Here is an 18654-nt window from a genome sequence, read left to right on the forward strand (position 1 = left end):
TTGACGTGCGGCTTGGTCCGCTCGAATTTCTCTTTTGCCATTTGGTCAGCTCCAAAAGTCGAGTTTGGCGAAACACAGAAAAAGGGGTGGTGCCCATGGCGGGAATCGGACCCGCGACCTCTCCCTTACCAAGGGAGTGCTCTACCACTGAGCCACATGGGCATTGGTCAAGACCCTCGGGCCCTCACCATCTCAAAACTTCATCGCGCCGACCGGTGCCACATGGAGCGGGAGACGGGAATCGAACCCGCGTCATCAGCTTGGAAGGCTGGGGTTCTACCATTGAACTACTCCCGCCCGGGCTGGCATGTCACATCGATCGCTGGTGGAGGAGGCTGGATTCGAACCAGCGTAGGCGTAAGCCAACAGATTTACAGTCTGCCCCCTTTAGCCACTCGGGCACCCCTCCGTCGCGAAGCCCGTCATTATGCCACGCTTTTTTGACGGCGCGCCAGTGACCTGAAAAGCCGGCGGTGATCGCCAAGGCCCGCCGGACAGCGCTCACCAGTCGATCGGCGCGTCCCCGTTCGCCACGAGCCACCGGTTGACGGCGCTGAAATGGCCACAGCCGAGGAACGGCGCGGGTCCGCGCCGTGCCGACAGCGGAGACGGGTGGTTGGCGGTGAGCAGCAGGTGACGCCGCACGTCCAACCGCGGGGCCTTGCGCTGGGCGTGAGCACCCCACAGCAAGAAGGCCTTGGGCGCTCCACGGTCCGCGCAATGAGCCATCACGGCGTCAGTGAGCGCTTCCCAACCGTGGTTGGCGTGACTCGCGGGCTGGCCGTCCTCGACGGTCAGGCAGGTGTTGAGCAGCAGCACGCCTTGCGCCGCCCAGGCAGCCAGTGAACCGTGAGACGGCGGCGCCAGCGCGAGGTCGCGCTGGCGTTCCGCGAAGATGTTGCGCAAGCTCGGCGGCGGTGCCACGCCCGGGGCCACCGAAAACGCCAGGCCTTCGGCCTGACCCGGCCCGTGATAGGGGTCCTGTCCGAGGATGACCACCCGCACGGCCTCGGGCGGCGTGAGGCGCAGCGCGCGCAGCGGCTCGGGCGGATAGACCGTGGCACCGGCAGCCAGCCGCCCCTTCAAGAAGTCGAGCAGGCCAACGCCCGCGGCGCCAGCCCAGAAGTCGCGCAGCACCGGAGCCCATCCAGCCGCCACGGGCCAGGCGTCCGGAGCGACGGTGGTCAGGCGCTGATCGGCAAACACCGCTCAGGCGAACAATTCGGCCAGCGCCAGCCCGGGTTCGGGCGCGCGCATGAAGGCTTCGCCCACGAGGAACGCATGCACGCCGGCGTCGCGCATCCGGCGCACGTCGTCGCGGGCCAGGATGCCCGACTCGGTGATGAGCAGGCGGTCGGCCGGCACCCGAGGCAGCAGGTCGAGGGTGGTCTGCAGCGAAACGTCAAAGGTGCGCAGGTTGCGGTTGTTGATGCCCACCAGCGGCGTCTTCAGGCGCAGCGCGCGGTCGAGCTCGGCGCCGTCGTGCACCTCCACCAACACAGCCATGTGCAGGTCGCGCGCGATGGCCTCCAGGTCAGCCATCTGCGCGTCGTCCAGGCAGGCGGCGATGAGCAGAATGGCGTCGGCGCCCATGGCTCGGGCTTCGTACACCTGGTACGGATCGACCATGAAGTCCTTGCGCAGCACGGGCAGGTCGCAACTCGCGCGCGCCTGCTTGAGGTAATCGGCGCTGCCCTGGAAGAACGAGCGGTCGGTGAGCACCGACAGGCAGGCGGCACTCACCGCCCCGTCGCCTTCGGCATAGCTCTGGGCAATGTCGGCGGGAATGAATTCCTCGCGCAGCACGCCTTTGCTCGGACTGGCTTTTTTGACCTCGGCGATCACCGCCGCCTGCCCGGCGGCCATCTTGCGGCGCAACGCGGCCTCGAAGTCGCGCGTCAGCACCCGGCTCTCGGCGTCGGCGCGGACCGCGGCGAGGGATTTGCGACCGCGTGCGGCGGCCACTTCTGCGTGTTTGACCGCCACGATGCGGTTGAGGATGTCGCTCATCGGGAACTCCGGGGCAGCGCTCAGGCGGCAAAGGCCTTGAGCTGGTCAAGCTTGGCGCGCGCGGCGCCGGAGCGCAGTGCTTCGCGGGCGCGGGCCACGCCCGCGGCCATGTCGGGCACCACGTTGGCGGCGTACAGCGCGACGCCCGCGTTGAGGCTCACGATATCGCTGGCGGCCTTGAGGGCTGGATCGTCTCGGCCGTCGAGCACGCCCAGCAGCATGGCGCGCGAGGCCTCGGGCGTGTCCACGCGCAAGGCGCGGTTGCTGGCCATGGTCAGGCCGAAGTCCTCGGGGTGGATCTCGTACTCGAGGATTTCGCCATCGCGCAGCTCGCCGACCAGGGTCGCGGCGCCCAGGGACACTTCGTCCATGCCGTCGCGGCCGTAGACCACGACCGCGTGCTCGGCGCCGAGCCGCTGCAGCGCACGCACCTGGATGCCGACCAGATCGGGGTGAAACACGCCCATGAGGATGTTGGGCGCGCTGGCCGGGTTGGTCAGCGGGCCCAGGATGTTGAAGATGGTCTTGATGCCCAGCTCCTTGCGCACGGGCGCCACGTTCTTCATCGCCGGGTGGTGGTTGGGCGCGAACATGAAGCCCACACCGACCTGCTCGATGCAGCGGGCGATCTGGTCGGGCGTGAGGTTGATGTTGACGCCCAGGCTTTCGAGCACATCGGCGCTGCCGCTCTTGCTGGAGACGCTGCGCCCCCCGTGTTTGCTCACGCGCGCGCCAGCGGCGGCGGCGACGAACATGCTGCAGGTCGAGATGTTGAAGGTGTGCGAGCCGTCGCCACCGGTGCCCACGATGTCGACCAGGTGGGTCTTGTCCGCCACATGGACCTTGGTCGAGAACTCGCGCATCACCTGCGCGGCCGCGGTGATCTCGCCGATGGTCTCTTTCTTCACGCGCAGGCCGGTGATCAGCGCAGCCATCATCACCGGCGACATCTCGCCGCCCATGATCAGGCGCATGAGATGCAGCATCTCGTCGTGAAAGATCTCGCGGTGCTCGATCGTGCGCTGCAGGGCTTCCTGCGGGGTGATCTTGTGGCTGTGGGGCATGGCGGTGTCTCCGTCGGTCAGGGGGCAGGGGTGGCGGCCGGGGCGTCGGTGAAGGCCAGGCGCAGGCCGAAGCCGATGAACAGCGCACCAGCCACACGGTCGAGCGCCGTCATGGCGCGCTGCAGGCGTGGCGCGGCCCAGGCGGCCAGCGCGGCGTAGCCCAGCGTCACCGGCAGCGCGTTGATGCTGAAGATCAGCCCCAGCAGCAAGAAGGCGATGGTCTTGTTCGGCGTGGCCGGGTCGATGAACTGGGGCAGAAAGGCCAGGAAAAACAACGCGACCTTGGGGTTGAGCACGTTCGTGAGGAAGCCGTTGCGGAACACGCGCCCCAGTGGAGCCGGCTCGAAGGCCGCGGGCGGCGTCTGGCCCGGCGCCGGGGCGGGTGCGCGCAGCAGCCGAACGCCCATGACGAGCAGGTAGGCTGCCCCGATCCATTTCAACGCCGTGAAGGCGGTGGCCGAGGTGGCCAGCAACGCACCCAGCCCCACGGTGGCGATCGCCACGTGCACGAAGCAGCCGGCGAAGATGCCCAGCGCCGCCACCGCCCCGGCGCGGGCACCGTGGCGCAGCGAGGTGCTGACGATGCACAGCACGTCCGGCCCGGGCGTGAGGTTGAGCAGCCAGCCGGCAGCCATGAACAGCAGGAGCTGGGAAGCGTCGGGCATGGAAATGCTCAGTACACGCCGGTGGATGCCGGCACCGGCGCATCGGCAGGCTGCGTGGCGAACTCGCGCACCGCAGCGATCGCCCGGTCGATGCCGGCGGCGTCCACGCCGAGGTGGGTGACGAAGCGCAGCCCGATCAGGCCGGTGGCCAGCACGCCGCGGGTGCGCAGGTGCGCCAGCAACGCCGGGCCGCGGTCGTCATCGACGTCGAGAAACACGATGTTGGTGGCGGCCGAGCGCACGCGCAGCCCCGGCAGTCCGCTCAGGCCCTCGGCCAGCCGCTGGGCCAGGGCGTGGTCGTCGGCCAGCCGGTGCACATGGTGCTCCAACGCGTGCGACGCGGCGGCGGCCAGCAACCCCGATTGGCGCAACCCGCCGCCCAGCATCTTGCGCCAGCGCCGGGCCGAGGCCACGAGCGCGTGGGAGCCGCACAGGGCCGAGCCCACCGGGGCGCCCAGCCCCTTGCTGAAGCAGACAGACACGCTGTCAAAGCGGTCGGTGATCGCACGCAAGGCGGCGAACGTATCGCCGCCTGGTCCGGCGTCGGCCACGGCGGCATTGAACACGCGGGCGCCGTCGAGGTGAGTGGCCAGGCCATGCTGCCGCGCGAGCGTGGTGAGCTCGTCGAGGTAGGCCGCCGGCATGGGGTGGCCGTTCCAGGTGTTTTCCAGGCAGAGCAGGCGGGTGCGCGCGAAGTGCGGGTCGTCGGGCTTGATGGCCGCTCGCACGTCGGCCGCACTCAGGCGGCCCTGCGCGTCCTGAGGCAGCGGCTGTGGCTGAATGCTGCCCAGCACCGCCGCACCGCCGCCTTCATAGCGGTAGGTGTGGGCCAGTTGGCCGACCAGGTATTCGTCGCCCCGGGCGCAGTGGGCCATGATCGCGCACAGGTTGCTCTGCGTGCCGCTGGCCATGAAGAGCGCGGCCGGCTTGCCGGTGATCGCGGCGATCTTGTCCTGCAGCGCATTCACCGACGGATCGTCGCCGAACACATCGTCGCCCAGTGGCGCGGCAAACATCGCCTCGCGCATCGCCGCCGTGGGCTGCGTCACGGTGTCGCTGCGCAGGTCCACCACGCCGGTCCCAAAGCCCACCGGGGACGCCGCGCCGCCGGGGCGCGAATCGGCGGGGGATGGGCTCACGGCGTTTGCTCCAGGAAGTTCTTGAGCATGGCGTGGCCGTGTTCGGTGAGGATGCTTTCCGGGTGGAACTGCACCCCTTCGATGGCCAGCGTCTTGTGCTTCACGCCCATGATCTCGCCGTCGTCGGTCCAGGCCGTGACCTCGAGTTCCGCCGGGCAATCGCTGCGGCGGATGGCCAGCGAGTGGTAGCGGTTGACGGTGAATCGCGCCGGCAGCCCCGCGAACACGCCGCGCTGGGTCGTCGTGATCTCGCTGGTCTTGCCGTGCATGAGCTGCTGGGCGCGCACGATGGTGCCGCCCAGGGCCGCGCCGATGCTCTGGTGCCCCAGACACACGCCCAGGATGGGCAGCTTGCCGGCGAAATGGCGGATGGCCGGGACCGAGATGCCGGCCTCGGCGGGCGAGCACGGACCGGGCGAGATGACGAGCCGGTCGATTTCGCCGGCCTCGAAGCGGCGCTGCAGCTCGTCCACGCCCACCTCGTCGTTGCGAACCACAGTCACCCGCGCGCCGAGCTCGCCGAGGTACTGGACGATGTTGAAGGTGAACGAGTCGTAGTTGTCCACCATGAGGACACGCGGGCCCCCACGCTCCCCCGCTGCGCGTGGGTCGCTGCCCCCCGAGGGGGCTTGAACGCCTTGGGGCGGCCCGGCGTCGTTCAGTCTGTTGAGACTCATTCCAGCCCCTCCTCCACCAGTTCGGCCGCGCGCAGCAGCGCGCGCGCCTTGTGTTCGGTCTCCCGCCATTCCATCTCGGGCACCGAGTCGGCCACCACGCCGGCCGCGGCCTGCACGTGCAGCGTCTGGTCCTTGACGATGGCGGTGCGGATGGCGATGGCCAGGTCCATGTCGCCGGCGTAGCTGAGGTAGCCGCAGGCCCCCCCGTAGATGCCGCGCTTGACCGGTTCGAGCTGATCGATCAGTTCCATGGCGTGGACCTTGGGCGCGCCGGTGAGCGTCCCGGCGGGGAAGGTGGCCTTGAGCACATCCATGTTGGTCATGCCTTCGTGCAACAGGCCTTCCACGTTGCTCACGATGTGCATCACGTGGCTGTAGCGCTCGACGACAAACGCCTCGGTGACCTTGACGCTGCCGATCTGCGCGATGCGGCCGATGTCGTTGCGCGCCAGATCAATCAGCATCACGTGTTCCGCGCGCTCCTTCGGGTCGTTGACCAGCTCGAGCTCGGCGGCCTTGTCCTTCTCGGGCGTGGCGCCGCGCGGGCGGGTGCCGGCCAGGGGACGGATCGTGACCTTGGTGCCTTCGTCGGTGCGCTCCTGGCGCACCAGAATCTCCGGACTCGCCCCGACCACGTGGAAATCGCCGAAATGGTAGTAATACATGTACGGCGACGGGTTGAGCGAGCGCAGCGCGCGGTACAGCGAGAGCGGCGATTCGGTGTACCGCTTGCTGATGCGCTGACCGACCTGCACCTGCATGAAATCGCCTGCGGCGATCAGTTCCTTGGCGCGCTCGACAGCGGCCAGGTAATCGGCCTTGGCGAAGCCGCGCTCGGCGGGGTGCGGCTGCGTGGCTTTCACCTGCGGGGCGCTCACCGAGTATTTGAGGGATTCCTTGAGTTCGCGCAGACGCTTCTTGGCGGCGCTGTAGGCCTCGGGCTGGCCGGGGTCGGCGTAGACGATGAGGTAGAGCTTGCCGGACAGGTTGTCGATGACCGCCAGCTCTTCGCACTGCAGCAGCAGGATGTCGGGGCAGCCCAGCGTGTCGGGCGGGCAACTGGCTTCGAGCTTCTTCTCGACGTAGCGCACCGCGTCGTAGCCGAAGTAACCGGCCAGTCCGCCGCAGAACCGCGGCAGCCCGGGCCGCAGCGCGACGCGAAAGCGCTGCTGGTAGGCCGCGATGAAGTCCAGCGGGTTGCCGCCCGCGGTTTCGATGACTTCGCCGTCGCGCACCACTTCGGTCACCGCCGCATCGCCGAAGCCGCGGGCCCGCAGCAGGGTGCGGGCGGGCAGGCCGATGAAGCTGTAGCGCCCGAAGCGCTCGCCGCCGACCACGGACTCCAGCAGAAAACTGTGGGCACCGTCGCCGCGGCCGTGGGCCAGTTTGAGGTAGAGCGAGAGGGGGGTTTCGAGGTCGGCAAAGGCCTCGAGCATCAACGGGATGCGGTTGTAGCCCTGCTGGGCCAGGCTCTTGAATTCGAGTTCCGTGATCATGTTCCGTCTTTCAGCGCCCGGCGGTCATGGGGCCGGGGCGTCGGGTCCTGGGGAGCGGCGGGAATCACCGCGCGGCGGGGAGGCGGCTCGTCGGCGCGGGGCCGGGGCCTCCCGGAGGGGGTGGGGCACGTTACGCTGGCTTGCGCCAGGGCCAGGCTCCCCGGCCGGGGCGGCGCGGCAGCTCACTGCGGGGGATCGTGCTCAGACGGGACATGGTGGCCGCACTATAGCAAAGCGCACGCCCCGCCAAGGCCCGGCGCGGGGGCGGCGACACCGGGTGAACACCGCGTGGACGACCCCAGCGCCCGCATGCTTTGGTTTTAGGGATCAACCCGCTGTGTGGCCCGGGCCGCGCGCCGGGAGAATCCCGCGCAGCGAACGACCGTTCGATTCTTGTGCAGCGCACCACCCTCCCACCGCAGGATTTCCGATGAAACGACTGGCCCTCGCCGGCGCACTCGCGCTGGCTACCCTGCTGACCCTCCCCGCCCACGCCAACGTGACCGACGTGGCCGGCGTCAAACTCGACCAGCGCATCACGGTGGCGGGCAGCCCGCTGGTGCTCAACGGCGCGGGCGTGCGCTTCAAGGCCATCTTTCAGGTCTACACGGCTGGCCTCTACCTCACCCAGAAGGCCGACACCACCGACGGTGTGCTCGGCGCACCCGGCCCCAAGCGCATGACCATCACGATGCTGCGCGACATCGATTCCGGCGAACTGGGCAAGCTGTTTTCGCGCGGCATGGAAGACAACATGGAGCGCGGCGAGTTCGTCAAGCTGATTCCGGGCGTGCTGCGCATGAGCGAGGTATTCAGCAAACACAAGAAGCTGCTGGCCGGCGAGACGTTCATCATCGACTGGGTGCCGGGCACGGGCACGGTGCTCACCATCAAGGGCCAGGTCGAGGGCCAGCCGTTCAAGGAGCCCGAGTTCTTCAACGCGCTCATGCGCATTTGGCTGGGGCCCAAGCCGGCCGACAACCTGCTCAAGGACGCCCTGCTGGGCAAGTCAAAGCAGCCGGTCCAGAGCCGCTAAAGAGTCGAGCAGCGCGTCGTGCGGCGCGCGCTCGATCGGCTCGCCGTGGTTGTAGCCGTAGCGCACCAGCGCCACGCGACACCCGGCCCCGCGCGCGGCGAGCGCGTCGTTCTGCGAATCGCCCACCACCAGCACCTCCGCCGGCGCCACGCCGAGCGCTTCGCAGGTGCGCCGGACGGGCAGCGGGTCGGGCTTGGTGCGCTCGAAGCTGTCGCCGCCAAACACGTGGGCGAAGTGGCCGTCGAGTCCCTTCGCGCGCAGCAGCGGCAGCGCGAAATCGCGCGGCTTGTTGGTGAGGCAGGCCAGCGGCAAGCCACGGGCGCGCAGCACCTGAAGGCCGTCCAGCACGCCGGGGTACACCGCGCTGTGGGCGCCATTGCACGCGCGGTAGTGCGCCTGGTAGCGCGCCCAGGCGGCGTCCTGGAGCGCCGCGGCGCCGCTGTCGTCGAGGCCGCCGTGGCGCAGGGCGCTGCGGATCAGGTGGGCCGAACCCTTGCCCACCATGCGCTCGATGTCGGCGCGCGCAACCGGCGGGCGGCCGAGGTCGGCCAGCGTGGCATTGAGCGCCACGTCGAAGTCGCCCAGCGTGTCGACCATCGTGCCGTCGAGGTCGATGATCAAGGCCCCCACGCTCCACCGCTGCGCGGCAGCCGCCTCTTCAGGGCGGGTCGCCATCACCGCAGCGCCGCGCGCATCTGGTCGATCACGGCGCGGTAATCGGGCTTGCCGAAGATGGCACTGCCGGCCACGAAGGTGTCGGCGCCGGCGTCGGCCACGCGGCGGATGTTGTCCGGCTTGATGCCACCATCCACCTCCAGCCGGATGTCGCGGCCGCTGGCCTCGATGCGGCGGCGGGCCAGCTCGATCTTGCGCAGCGCCGAGTCGATGAAGCCCTGGCCGCCGAAGCCGGGGTTCACGCTCATGATGAGGATGAGGTCGATGTCATCGATCAGCCAGTCCAGCACATCCAGCGGGGCCGCGGGGTTGAAGGTGAGGCCGGCCTTGAGCCCGCGGGCCTTGATGGCCTGCACGCTGCGGTGCACGTGGGTGCTGGCGTCGGGGTGGAAGCTGATGAGGTCGGCGCCAGCGTCGGCGAACGCCTGCGCGAGCGCGTCCACCGGCTGGACCATCAGGTGCACGTCGATCGGCACCGGCGTGCCGTCGGGCTTCTTCGCGTGGGGCTTGAGCGCCTGGCAGACCATCGGCCCGAAGGTCAGGTTGGGCACGTAGTGGTTGTCCATCACGTCGAAATGGATCCAGTCGGCGCCCGCGGCCACGACGGTGCGGACCTCCTCACCCAGGCGGGCGAAATCGGCAGAGAGGATGGACGGCGCGATGCGGAAGGTGGTGTCTGAGGGCATGGGAATTTCCAGGGGCGGTGCGCGGGCGACCGCCGCGGCGGTGGGGCGCCGCGGGGGGTCAAGCCGGCGCGAAGCCCGCATTTTCGCAGGGCTTCCGGCGGTTTGCAGGCCCGCGTTAACATGCCGCCCATGCCGAAATACCTGTTCACCGTCGAGGCCGAGCCGCAGTACCTGAGCGAGCAATCCGCGCCCGAGGAAGACCAGTACGCGTTCGCCTACACGATCACCATCACCAACACCGGCGAGGTGACGGCGCAGCTGATCGCGCGGCACTGGATCATCGACGACGCGCGCGGCCACACCGACGAGGTCAAGGGCCTGGGCGTGGTGGGCCACCAGCCGCTGCTGCGGCCGGGCGAGTCGTTCCAGTACACCAGCGGCACCCGGCTGGCCACGCCGACCGGCAGCATGCGCGGCAGCTTCTTCTGCGTGGCCGAAGACGGCGAGCGCTTCGAGGCGCCGGTCGCGGCTTTTGCGCTGCGCGCCGATGGCGCCGGTGGCGATGTCATCGCGCGCGTGCTCCACTGAGCCGCTGTCCAGCAACCCGGCGCGCCGCGGCGCGCCCCATTCCGTGAACGCATGAGCCTGACGACCTTGCTGGCGTCGATGGACGCCGACGCGCCGTTGGCGCAACGCCACCTGTGGCTGATCGAGCTGTTGCGCTGGGTGCGCGGCACCGAGCGCGAGAAGGAGCGCGACGCGAGCGCGGCGGTGGCGCGCGTGCGCCTGGCGCTCGACACGCTCGCCGACGATCCGGCCGCGCTGGCGCGCTGGCGGGTCTGGTGGCAGCGGTTCAGCGAGACGGTGGACGTCACGCCGCTGCTGGCCGACCACGGTTTCGCCCCGCGCACCGCGTTTCTCAGCGAGTTCGGTCATCGGCTGCGGCGCAAGCTGCTGCCCGGCACGCCGGAGACCACCGACCTGGCCGAGCTGTTCGGCCTGCTGCTGCCCAGCGACGCGGACGCGCACTGGATCAAGGCGCTCGACCGCGCCACGCTGCAACGGCTGTCCGCGGTGTTGCTGACCGAGACCGACGCCGCACGCTGGCAGGGCGAACTGATGGACGCGCTGACCTTCTGTGTCAGCCAGGTCAGCGCCACCGGCTTTGCCAGCGAGATCCGCGTGCGCCTGTCGCCGCAGGCGGCGGCCGAGCGGGCGTTCCATCAGCTGCCGGTGGATTTCGAGGCCTTCCGCGCCGCGGCCGCGGCCGACGGCGTGCGCAGCGCAACCGCGCGGGCCGCCGCCCAGCGGCTGATCGATCGGCTCGACGCCTGCCGCCACGCGGCCTACACGGTGTACGCCCACCTCGACCAGCACGGCGTGTCCGTGGGCATCGTCTTCCGCCTGCGCCAGCTGCGCGAGCGCATCGTGCGCATCAAGCAACTGCTGGACTGCCTGCACAGCGCCGAACCGGAACGCGCCACGGCGGGCTTGCTCGCCGACCTGGCGCAGGTCGGGCGCGACAACCGCAGCCTGCGCGCCCTGGTGGCCAGCAGCGCGCACCTCACCGCCGCGAAGGTGGCCGAGCGCAGCGCCGAAAGCGGCGAGCACTACATCACCCGCAACGCCAGCGAGTACCGCGACATGCTTGGCAAAGCCGCGGGCGGTGGCGCCGTGCTGGGTCTGACCACGTGGGTCAAGTTCGCGCTCGCCGGCGTGGGCCTGTCGGCGTTCTGGGGCGGCTTCGCGGCCGGCCTGAACTACGCCACGTCCTTCGTGCTGATCATGCTGCTGCACCTCACGGTGGCCACCAAGCAGCCGGCCGTGACCGCCCCGGCGATGGTGGCCAAGCTGCGCGACATCAAGGCCGACGGCGCGGTCGAGCGTTTCGTGGACGAGGTCGCGCACCTGTTCCGCTCCCAGATCGCGGCCATCCTGGGCAACATCGGGCTGGTGATTCCGGTGGTGCTGCTGATCAGCGCGGTGCTGCACATCACCACCGGCACCGCCATGATCGGCGAGGAAAAGGCCCGCCACACGCTGGAGGGCCTGAACCTGCTCGGCCCAACCGCCCTGTTCGCGGCCTTCACCGGCGTGCTGCTGTTTGCCTCCAGCATCATCGCCGGCTGGATCGAGAACTGGTTCGTCTTCCACAGACTCGACTCGGCCATGGCCCACAACCCGCGCTGGACCGGCCTGCTGGGACGCGAGCGCGCCGCGCGCTGGGCGGCCTTCATGCGGCGCAACGTGTCCGGCCTGGCCGCCAACGTCTCACTGGGCTTCATGCTCGGCCTCACGCCGGCCTTCGCCCAGTTTTTTGGCCTGGGGCTGGACGTGCGCCATGTCACCTTGTCGGCCGGTCAGGTCAGCGCCGCCGGTTTCGCGCTGGGCTGGGAAGTCCTGCGCGAACCGGCGTTCTGGTGGGCGGTGGCCGGTGTGCTGGTGGTGGGGCCGATCAACCTGACCGTGAGCTTCTACCTCGCCTTCCGGCTGGCGCTTCAGGCGCAGGCCATCAGCCCCGGCAACCGCGGGCTGATCCGCGCGGCCATTCGCCAGCGCCTGCGCCGCGCGCCGGCGAGTTTCCTCATGCCGCCGCCCGACGCGGCGCCGGATACCTCCCGCCCGGCGGCCTGAGCATGGGTGAGTTCGACCTGATCCGCCGCCACTTCACCCGACCCGCCCCGGCGGGCGGCGCGGTGGTGCTCGGCGTGGGCGACGACGCGGCGTTGCTGCAACCGAGCCCCGGCCACCAGCTCGCCATCTCCACCGACATGCTGGTCGAGGGTCGCCACTTCTTCGCGGGCGCCGAGCCCGAGGCCCTGGGCCACAAGGCGCTGGCCGTGAACCTGAGCGACCTCGCCGCCATGGGCGCACGGCCGTTGGGGGTGACCCTCGCCCTGGCCCTGCCGGCGGTGGACGAGGCTTGGCTCGGCGCGTTCGCGCGCGGCCTGTTCGCGCTGGCCGACGCCCACGCTTGCCCGCTGATCGGCGGCGACACCACGCGCGGTCCGCTCACCCTGTCGCTGACCGTGATGGGCGAGGTCGAGCCCGGCCAGGCCCTGCGGCGCGACGCGGCCCGCCCGGGCGACGACCTGTGGCTCAGCGGCCGCACCGGCGAGGCCCGGCTGGCGCTGGCGATCCGCCGCGACGAAGCCTGGGCGCGCGGCGCGCGCGACGCGCTCGGCACCGTGGCCGCTCGCATGGACCGGCCGACGCCGCGCGTGGGGCTCGGGCGCGCGCTGGCCGGCGTGGCGCGCGCGGCGCTGGACGTGAGCGATGGCCTGGCCGGCGACCTCGGCCACATCCTCGCGGCCAGCGGCGTGGGCGCGGTCATTGACGAAACGGCCCTGCCGGTCGCGCCCGCGCTGGCGGGCCTCGACGCCGCCTCGCGTCGCGCCTGCCTGCTCGCCGGCGGCGACGACTACGAGCTGCTGTTCACCGCCGATCCGGCCGCCCGCGAGGCCGTGCAGGCCGCCGGCCTGCGCAGCGGCACGCCGGTGACCCGCATCGGGCGGATCGAGGCGGACGCCGGGCTGTGGCTGCTTGCCGTCGGTGGCGCCCGGGAGCCGCTGGTCGCGCGCGGCTTCGACCACTTCGGCTGACGCGCGGCGCGCGACCGGCCTGACCGTTCGTCCGCCGCCGGCGGCGCGGGTGTGGCAAATCTCTCGCCGCGGGCGGGTGGTGGCGCCGACGGCCTCAAGCCCACCGGGTGGCGCGCCGATCGAGCGCGCACACACGCCCGCCGAGCCATGACGCCACCCCGCTTCCATGTCCCCGGACGCCCCGCGCTGCGCGCGCGGCGCGCCGTGCCGTGGGCGTTGGCCGCGCTGCTCGCCGCGCCGGGCGGCGGCGCGCTGGCCGGTTGGCCCGCGCTGGTGCCGGCCGAGGCCCACCGCACCCAGGTGATCGGGCTGCAGCAAGGCACCGCCGCCTCGGCCCGGGTGCGCGACATCAGCCGCCAGGGCTTTGAGCTCGCCGGCGGCGGCTGGGTCGACTTCGGCCGCTGGTATCGCCCCGCCTGGACCGACACCGAGGTGTCGTTTCTCACGCCCCTGCGCCCGCACCTGGGACTGATCTGGGGCGTGTCCACCGGCGAGCGCGGCGAGAAGTACCGCATCGACCCCAGCCTGCGGCTCGGCCTGCTGCTCATCGGCGAACAGGGCCCGCGCACCCGCTGGTCGGTGCAGGTCACCACCGTCCTCGGCGGCCGCTTGCGCGAGCGCGCCTGCACGGCCGACTACGGCGACATCGGCGGCGTGCAGGCGGTCAACTGCCGGCTCGCCGCGAGCGAGCTGCCGCCCGCCCAGACGCTGGATTACCTGCTGAACGAAAAACCCGGCGGGCGCACGCGGATCGCGCTGCGCTGGTCCCACGCCTTCTGATCCTTTTCACCCCCACCAAGGCCCACCATGAACACCACCCGCCCCGCCCGCCGCCCCAGCGCGCTCCTGGCCCTGGCCTTCACCACATGCGCAGCGCTCCCCGCGCACGCCCAAGACACCGGCGCCGGTCTCGACGCCGAGGCGAGCCTGCTGAACGCCGCCACGCCTGCCTGGATGCACAGCGACGTGGGCGCGGCGTGGCGCCAGGGCTGGCGCGGCCAGGGCACCACCATCACCGTCGTGGACGACTTCCGCAGCGCCTCCACCTCGACCGGCCGGCTCGGCACGACCACCCAGCGCCTGCGCCATGGCGAATGGACCGCGATGGAGGCCGGCATGGTTGCGCCGCTGGCCACGGTGCGCCGCCACGACTTCGCCAGCGGCAGCGCGGTGTCGCTGCAGCGCGGGCTCAACGTGCTCAACCTGAGCTACGGCATGATGGCCCGCGCGGGTTACCAGGCCAGCCAGATCCGCTGGAGTGCCCAGGAGAACAGCATCATTGGCTACGCCCGCCAGGGGCAGGCGGTGGTGGTGAAGGCCGCGGGCAACGACGGCACCGCGCTGACCGGCGCGAACCGCCAGGGGCAGACGGACTACCTCAACCTTGCGCTGCGCGGCACGGCGTCCACGATTTACGTGGGCGCGCTCAACACCCATGGCTCCACCACCGCCCGCGCGTCACTGGCCAGTTACTCAAATACGCCGGGCAGCGACGCCACGCTGCAGCGCCAGTTCCTGGTGGTGGGTGTGACCGGTCAGGCCACCGGCCTGTACGGCACGTCCTTCGCCGCGCCCATCGTCAGCGGCTACGCCGCGGTGCTGGGCAGCAAGTTCACCTCGGCCACGCCCACCCAGATCACCAACCAGCTGCTCAACACCGCCCGCCAGGACACGATCGCCGGCTACCGCGCCACGCTGCACGGCCGCGGCGAGGCGAGCCTGTCGCGCGCGCTGGCGCCGCAGGCGATCCGCTGACGCACCGGCGTCGCGCGAACGCCCGCGATCAGCCGGCCGTCGACGCCCGCATCACGGCGCCCAGCGTGCGCGCCACCGCCGCCCCGTCCAGCCGGGGCGTGTCGAGCCACACGAAGCGCCCCGCCGGCGCGCCCGCCGTGTCGGCCGCGGCGGTGGCGCGGTCGGTGTGCGCGTCCACCAGCACCGTGACCCGCAACGGCCCCGCTGCGGCGGCGAGCACGCGCAGCTCGTGGCGGCAGCCCGCGTGGCGAGCCTCGAAGCCGCGCAGGTCCATCAGCACCGCGTCGCTGCGCGCCACCAGACCGGCCAGCACCAGCCGCCAGCTGGCGTCGGTGCCGTGGGCCTCGCTCACGCGGTAGCGCCCGTCCGGGTCTGGCGCGGCGGGCAGCGCGGCCAGCCAGTCGCGCACGCCGCCGGCGTCGTGCAGGAAGCGGCCGGCCAGGCGGCGATCGAGGAAGGTGAACAAGTCGTCCGGATCGAGCGTGCGGCCCAGCAGGTCGGTGCCGGCGATCAACACCACCGGCCCGTGGACTCGCCACCGCTCCACCACCCGGTCGAACAAGGCCCCCACCGCCGCGTCGCGCTGAAACACCCGCAGCACCAGCAGCGTGGGCGCCGGGCCACGCGGCCGGACCCAGCCGCGCGCCAGCCACGGCACCACCAGCACCCAGACCCAGGGCACGGCCACCACCCAGCCCACCGCACCGCGCCCCTCCCAGGCCGGCAGCGCGCTGGCCACCAGCACCACCGCCCACCACGCGGCGGTCTGGTACGTGAGGTCGGAAAAGCGCTGGGCCGCGTAGGCCCGGGCCAGCGCCCGCGCGCCCCACCAGGCCAGCGGCAGCACGGCCAGCCACGGCGCCAGCGCCACCAGCGCGATCGCCGGCCAGGCGCCCACCGCCTCCACCGCCGCGACCATCCACGCCGGCGGTGACTGCACCTGCGCCGCCAATGCGCCCAGCGCCAGCGTGCTCGCGCCGGCCAGGGCCAGTCCAAACGGCAACACATAGGGCGCCGCCGCCCGCAGCCGGCCGCTCGCGCCGATGAGCGCCGTCACCGCCACCGGCAACACCACCAGCCCCGCGAGCCAGCCCGCGGTGGCCAGCGGTTGCGGCACCACCGAGCGCCACAGCACCACCGCCAGCACACCCAGCAGGTACACGCCCACCGCCGCCCAGGTGCGCGCCCACGACCAGCGCCGCCACAGGCCCCAGGTCAGCACGGTCGGCCACGCATAGACCAGCCCCAGCACCGCCGCCCGCGCCGGCGTGAGCCCACCCTCGGGATACACCAAGGCCAGGGCCAGCACCGCCTGCGACAGCGCCACCAGCGCCCCGGTCAGCGCGATCACCGCCCCCACGCGCCGCTCGGCCGCGCGCTGGGCCGCCGCGTCGGGGGCCACCGGGGCGCGGGTCGGCCACGCGCCAGGCCCCTCCAGCGCCACCTCATGGCCGCCGGCCGACGCGCTGCCCGCCATGAGCGCGAGCAAGCGGCGGCGGTAGGCCGCCACCAGCAGCGCCGCCACGCCCGCGGACAACACCACCCCGATCACGATGGCGCTGAGCGCCGCCCCGCTGGCCTGTTCCATGGACCCTCCTGCGCCGCCCGGACGGGCTGCCCCGCCGCCGATAATTCGCCGATGGCCGACGCGATACCCTCCACCCCCGTGCTGCGCCCGGACGCGCGCTTCCTGTTCGCCCACCCTGCGCACTTCATCGCGCTGGGCGCCGGCGCCGGGCTCGCGCGGCGCGCCCCCGGTACCGCCGGCACCCTCTGGGGCTGGGTCGCGTTTCTCCTGCTGCAGCCGCTGCTCAGCCCGCTCGGCTGGGCCGCCCTCATTCTGGTGGCCCTCGCCGTGGGCTGGTGGGCCTGCACCGTGACCGCCCGGCACATGGCGATCGCCGACTCGGGCCACATCGTCTGGGACGAGATCGTCGCCTTCTGGATCGTGCTCTGGCTGATCATGCCGGCCGGGCTGCTGGCGCAGATCGTGGCCTTTGCGCTGTTCCGCCTGTTTGACGCCGTCAAGATCGGCCCCATGGCCTGGGCCGACCGAAGCTTCAAAGGCTTTGGCCCCCGCGGCGGCTTCGGCATCCTGCTCGACGACCTCGCCGCCGCGCTGTGCACGCTGCTGGTGATCGCCATCTGGCGTTTCTGAGCGCCGCCGCCATGCGTCCCACCGAACCCCACACGCCCGCGGCCCCGGAGGCCCCGGAGGCCCCCGACGCCGCCGCACCCGTCGCCGCGCTCGTCGCCGCGCTCGACGCCAGCCTGCGCGCGCGCGCCTGGCGCGTGGCCACCGCCGAGAGCTGCACCGGCGGGCTGATCGCCGCTGCCTGCACCGACCGCGCCGGCTCCAGCGACTGGTTCGAGCGTGGCTTCGTGACCTACTCCAACGACGCCAAGACCGAGCTGCTCGGCGTGCCGGCCGCGCTCATCGAGGCCCACGGCGCGGTGAGCGAGCCCGTGGCCCGCGCCATGGCCGAGGGCGCGCGCGCCCGGGCCGGCGTGGCGGTGGCGCTGTCCGTCACCGGCGTGGCCGGCCCGGGCGGCGGCAGCGCGACCAAACCGGTGGGCACGGTCTGGTTCGGCTGGGCCACGCCCGCCGGCAGCCACACCGAGCGCTGCCAGTTCCCCGGCGACCGCGCCGCCGTGCGCCGCGCCGCCACGGCCCACGCGCTGGCCGGGCTGCTGACGCGCCTGCCGGGGTCCGGCGGTGGCTGAGGCGTTCAAACTGCTGATCAACCCGGCGCGCGTGGCCCACACCGCGCACCACCTGCACCGCGCCTGGCCCGCCTTCGACGCCGCGCGCTTCACCGCCCTGGCCACCGACGGTCTGGACGCGCTGGAATTCAAGGCACGCGCCCACCGCCTGGCCGACGCGCTGCAAGCCACCCTGCCCCCGGCGTTCGACCGGGCGCTGGGCGTGGTGTGCGACGCGCTGGCCCCGCCGCTCCCGCTGGACGCGCAGGGCGAGCCGGTCGGCCTGCAGGACGGGCTGCACCCCGATGGCATCGCCGGCTGGGCGCTGTGGGGCGTGGGTGAGTGGGTGGTGCGCGCCGGCGCGCACGACGTGCCGCGCGCCCTGGCGGGCCTGCACGCCATCACCCAGCGCTTCACCGCCGAGTTCGCCATCCGGCCCTTCCTCGCCCACGCGCCCGAGGCGGTGTGGCCGGTGCTGCGGCGCTGGGTGGACGACGACAGCGCCCACGTGCGCCGCCTGGTGAGCGAAGGCAGCCGGCCGCGCCTGCCCTGGGGTCTGCGCCTGCAGGCCGCCATCGCCGACCCGACGCCCGCGCTGCCGCTGCTGGCGGCCCTGCAGGACGATGCCAGCGCCTACGTGCGGCGCAGCGTCGCCAACCACCTCAACGACATCGCCAAGGACCACCCCGCGCGCGTGGCCGAGTGGGTGGCGCGCCACCGCCCCGGCGCCAGCCCGGCGCGCGAGGCCTTGCTGCGCCACGCCAGCCGCGGCCTGATCAAGGCCGGCCACCCGGCCACGCTGCGCGCCTGGGGCCTCACGCCCGGCTTCGACGGTGAGGCCAGCCTCGCGCTGGACCGCGCGGCCGTGCCCATCGGCGGCGCGCTCACGATCACCGCCCGCCTGCGCGCGCACCGCGCCACCCGGGCCGTGGTCGACCTCGTGGTGCACCACCAGCGCGCCCGCGGCGGCACCTCGCCCAAGGTCTTCAAGGGCTGGACGCTCGACCTGGCCGCCGGCGAGGTCGAGCAGCGGGTGCGCGTGCATGCGCTGCGGGAGGTCAGCACACGCCGGCTCTATCCCGGCGAACACCGCGTGGCGCTGCAGGTCAATGGCACGGTCGTGGCCGAGGCACCGTTCGTGCTGCTGGCCGCGGATTCCTGAGCCCGCCGGGAACCGCCGCGCCGCGGGCCACTCCACCGGGCACC

General features: G+C 72.1%; 19 protein-coding genes and 3 tRNA genes. 9 read left to right on the forward strand and 13 right to left on the reverse strand.

Going from position 1 to position 18654, the window contains the following annotated elements; all coding sequences use genetic code 11:
- Positions 1 to 87: 87 nt before the first annotated feature.
- The 10 genes from AC2D80_RS13710 to trpE form a co-directional block, all read right to left on the reverse strand.
- Positions 88 to 162: transfer RNA gene (locus AC2D80_RS13710), tRNA-Thr, on the reverse strand.
- A 61-nt stretch (positions 163 to 223) separates the two neighbouring features.
- Positions 224 to 297: transfer RNA gene (locus AC2D80_RS13715), tRNA-Gly, on the reverse strand.
- Between the two features lie 26 nt (positions 298 to 323).
- A tRNA-Tyr gene (locus tag AC2D80_RS13720) sits at positions 324 to 409 on the reverse strand.
- A 92-nt stretch (positions 410 to 501) separates the two neighbouring features.
- Entirely contained in the window at positions 502 to 1206 is a 705-nt protein-coding gene (locus AC2D80_RS13725) for a uracil-DNA glycosylase (RefSeq protein ID WP_484633594.1), read from the reverse strand.
- Between the two features lie 3 nt (positions 1207 to 1209).
- Entirely contained in the window at positions 1210 to 2010 is an 801-nt protein-coding gene (gene trpC, locus AC2D80_RS13730; protein ID WP_484633595.1) for an indole-3-glycerol phosphate synthase TrpC, read from the reverse strand.
- Positions 2011 to 2030: 20 nt separating this feature from the next.
- Positions 2031 to 3074 carry an anthranilate phosphoribosyltransferase gene (gene trpD, locus AC2D80_RS13735; protein ID WP_484633596.1) on the reverse strand — a complete coding sequence of 348 codons (1044 nt, stop codon included), beginning with the start codon at positions 3072 to 3074 and terminating at the stop codon, positions 2031 to 2033.
- A 17-nt stretch (positions 3075 to 3091) separates the two neighbouring features.
- Positions 3092 to 3739, reverse strand: coding sequence for a LysE family translocator (locus AC2D80_RS13740; protein ID WP_484633597.1), 648 nt, complete (start codon positions 3737 to 3739; stop codon positions 3092 to 3094).
- An 8-nt stretch (positions 3740 to 3747) separates the two neighbouring features.
- Positions 3748 to 4812, reverse strand: coding sequence for a low-specificity L-threonine aldolase (gene ltaE, locus AC2D80_RS13745; protein ID WP_484633726.1), 1065 nt, complete (start codon positions 4810 to 4812; stop codon positions 3748 to 3750).
- A 62-nt stretch (positions 4813 to 4874) separates the two neighbouring features.
- Positions 4875 to 5447 (reverse strand): anthranilate synthase component II, encoded by a 573-nt coding sequence (locus tag AC2D80_RS13750; protein ID WP_484633598.1) that lies wholly within the window; start codon positions 5445 to 5447, stop codon positions 4875 to 4877.
- A 104-nt stretch (positions 5448 to 5551) separates the two neighbouring features.
- Positions 5552 to 7051 carry an anthranilate synthase component I gene (trpE, locus tag AC2D80_RS13755; RefSeq protein ID WP_484633599.1) on the reverse strand — a complete coding sequence of 500 codons (1500 nt, stop codon included), beginning with the start codon at positions 7049 to 7051 and terminating at the stop codon, positions 5552 to 5554.
- Between the two features lie 430 nt (positions 7052 to 7481).
- On the opposite strand from trpE, the gene AC2D80_RS13760 reads away from it, so the two are divergent.
- Entirely contained in the window at positions 7482 to 8087 is a 606-nt protein-coding gene (locus AC2D80_RS13760; protein WP_484633600.1) for a chalcone isomerase family protein, read from the forward strand.
- Here AC2D80_RS13760 and gph read toward each other — a convergent pair.
- Both gph and rpe read right to left on the reverse strand, forming a co-directional pair.
- The gene (gene gph / locus AC2D80_RS13765; protein ID WP_484633601.1) at positions 8061 to 8762 is read right to left on the reverse strand and encodes a phosphoglycolate phosphatase; all 702 of its coding nucleotides are present in this window, start codon (positions 8760 to 8762) and stop codon (positions 8061 to 8063) included. The two genes, AC2D80_RS13760 and gph, sit on opposite strands and share 27 nt — an antisense overlap.
- The gene (rpe, locus tag AC2D80_RS13770) at positions 8762 to 9448 is read right to left on the reverse strand and encodes a ribulose-phosphate 3-epimerase (RefSeq protein ID WP_484633602.1); all 687 of its coding nucleotides are present in this window, start codon (positions 9446 to 9448) and stop codon (positions 8762 to 8764) included. Before rpe ends, gph begins: the two co-directional genes overlap by 1 nt.
- Positions 9449 to 9577: 129 nt before the next feature.
- Here rpe and apaG point away from each other — a divergent pair, with 129 nt between their 5' ends.
- The 5 genes from apaG to AC2D80_RS13795 all read left to right on the forward strand — a co-directional run bounded on the left by apaG (position 9578) and on the right by AC2D80_RS13795 (position 14745).
- Positions 9578 to 9976, forward strand: coding sequence for a Co2+/Mg2+ efflux protein ApaG (gene apaG, locus AC2D80_RS13775; protein WP_484633603.1), 399 nt, complete (start codon positions 9578 to 9580; stop codon positions 9974 to 9976).
- A 51-nt stretch (positions 9977 to 10027) separates the two neighbouring features.
- On the forward strand, positions 10028 to 12022 hold the full coding sequence (locus AC2D80_RS13780) for a site-specific recombinase (protein ID WP_484633604.1): 1995 nt from the start codon (positions 10028 to 10030) through the stop codon (positions 12020 to 12022).
- A gap of 2 nt (positions 12023 to 12024) precedes the next feature.
- Positions 12025 to 12990: a thiamine-phosphate kinase gene (gene thiL / locus AC2D80_RS13785; RefSeq protein ID WP_484633605.1), complete on the forward strand. Its 966-nt coding sequence runs from the start codon at positions 12025 to 12027 to the stop codon at positions 12988 to 12990.
- Between the two features lie 147 nt (positions 12991 to 13137).
- Positions 13138 to 13770 (forward strand): hypothetical protein, encoded by a 633-nt coding sequence (locus tag AC2D80_RS13790; protein WP_484633606.1) that lies wholly within the window; start codon positions 13138 to 13140, stop codon positions 13768 to 13770.
- Positions 13771 to 13797: 27 nt separating this feature from the next.
- Complete coding sequence (locus AC2D80_RS13795; RefSeq protein WP_484633607.1) at positions 13798 to 14745, forward strand: S8 family serine peptidase; 948 nt, start codon at positions 13798 to 13800, stop codon at positions 14743 to 14745.
- A 28-nt stretch (positions 14746 to 14773) separates the two neighbouring features.
- Here AC2D80_RS13795 and AC2D80_RS13800 read toward each other — a convergent pair whose 3' ends face one another.
- Positions 14774 to 16333: a hypothetical protein gene (locus AC2D80_RS13800; protein ID WP_484633608.1), complete on the reverse strand. Its 1560-nt coding sequence runs from the start codon at positions 16331 to 16333 to the stop codon at positions 14774 to 14776.
- Positions 16334 to 16384: 51 nt separating this feature from the next.
- Between AC2D80_RS13800 and AC2D80_RS13805 the strand changes: the two genes are divergently transcribed.
- Genes AC2D80_RS13805 through AC2D80_RS13815 form a run of 3 tightly spaced genes read left to right on the forward strand, consistent with a single transcriptional unit; the run spans position 16385 to position 18610 of the window.
- Positions 16385 to 16903, forward strand: a complete 519-nt coding sequence (locus tag AC2D80_RS13805) for a phosphatidylglycerophosphatase A family protein (RefSeq protein ID WP_484633609.1) — start codon at positions 16385 to 16387, stop codon at positions 16901 to 16903.
- An 11-nt stretch (positions 16904 to 16914) separates the two neighbouring features.
- Positions 16915 to 17469 carry a CinA family protein gene (locus AC2D80_RS13810; protein WP_484633610.1) on the forward strand — a complete coding sequence of 185 codons (555 nt, stop codon included), beginning with the start codon at positions 16915 to 16917 and terminating at the stop codon, positions 17467 to 17469.
- On the forward strand, positions 17462 to 18610 hold the full coding sequence (locus tag AC2D80_RS13815) for a DNA alkylation repair protein (RefSeq protein ID WP_484633611.1): 1149 nt from the start codon (positions 17462 to 17464) through the stop codon (positions 18608 to 18610). The genes AC2D80_RS13810 and AC2D80_RS13815 overlap by 8 nt, the downstream gene beginning before the upstream one ends.
- Positions 18611 to 18654: the final 44 nt, after the last annotated feature.

The organism is Hydrogenophaga sp. T66 (genome assembly GCF_057219855.1).

Bases quoted from the DNA above. Each gene is read 5' to 3' on its own strand.
- AC2D80_RS13740 (WP_484633597.1), bottom strand. From the start codon at position 3,739: ATGCCCGACGCTTCCCAGCTCCTGCTGTTCATGGCTGCCGGCTGGCTG.
- AC2D80_RS13805 (WP_484633609.1), top strand. From the start codon at position 16,385: ATGGCCGACGCGATACCCTCCACCCCCGTGCTGCGCCCGGACGCGCGC.
- AC2D80_RS13800 (WP_484633608.1), bottom strand. From the start codon at position 16,333: ATGGAACAGGCCAGCGGGGCGGCGCTCAGCGCCATCGTGATCGGGGTG.
- AC2D80_RS13790 (WP_484633606.1), top strand. From the start codon at position 13,138: ATGACGCCACCCCGCTTCCATGTCCCCGGACGCCCCGCGCTGCGCGCG.
- gph (WP_484633601.1), bottom strand. From the start codon at position 8,762: ATGGCGACCCGCCCTGAAGAGGCGGCTGCCGCGCAGCGGTGGAGCGTG.
- rpe (WP_484633602.1), bottom strand. From the start codon at position 9,448: ATGCCCTCAGACACCACCTTCCGCATCGCGCCGTCCATCCTCTCTGCC.
- apaG (WP_484633603.1), top strand. From the start codon at position 9,578: ATGCCGAAATACCTGTTCACCGTCGAGGCCGAGCCGCAGTACCTGAGC.
- trpD (WP_484633596.1), bottom strand. From the start codon at position 3,074: ATGCCCCACAGCCACAAGATCACCCCGCAGGAAGCCCTGCAGCGCACG.
- AC2D80_RS13750 (WP_484633598.1), bottom strand. From the start codon at position 5,447: ATGGTGGACAACTACGACTCGTTCACCTTCAACATCGTCCAGTACCTC.
- AC2D80_RS13760 (WP_484633600.1), top strand. From the start codon at position 7,482: ATGAAACGACTGGCCCTCGCCGGCGCACTCGCGCTGGCTACCCTGCTG.
- AC2D80_RS13795 (WP_484633607.1), top strand. From the start codon at position 13,798: ATGAACACCACCCGCCCCGCCCGCCGCCCCAGCGCGCTCCTGGCCCTG.
- AC2D80_RS13810 (WP_484633610.1), top strand. From the start codon at position 16,915: ATGCGTCCCACCGAACCCCACACGCCCGCGGCCCCGGAGGCCCCGGAG.
- AC2D80_RS13780 (WP_484633604.1), top strand. From the start codon at position 10,028: ATGAGCCTGACGACCTTGCTGGCGTCGATGGACGCCGACGCGCCGTTG.
- trpC (WP_484633595.1), bottom strand. From the start codon at position 2,010: ATGAGCGACATCCTCAACCGCATCGTGGCGGTCAAACACGCAGAAGTG.
- thiL (WP_484633605.1), top strand. From the start codon at position 12,025: ATGGGTGAGTTCGACCTGATCCGCCGCCACTTCACCCGACCCGCCCCG.
- trpE (WP_484633599.1), bottom strand. From the start codon at position 7,051: ATGATCACGGAACTCGAATTCAAGAGCCTGGCCCAGCAGGGCTACAAC.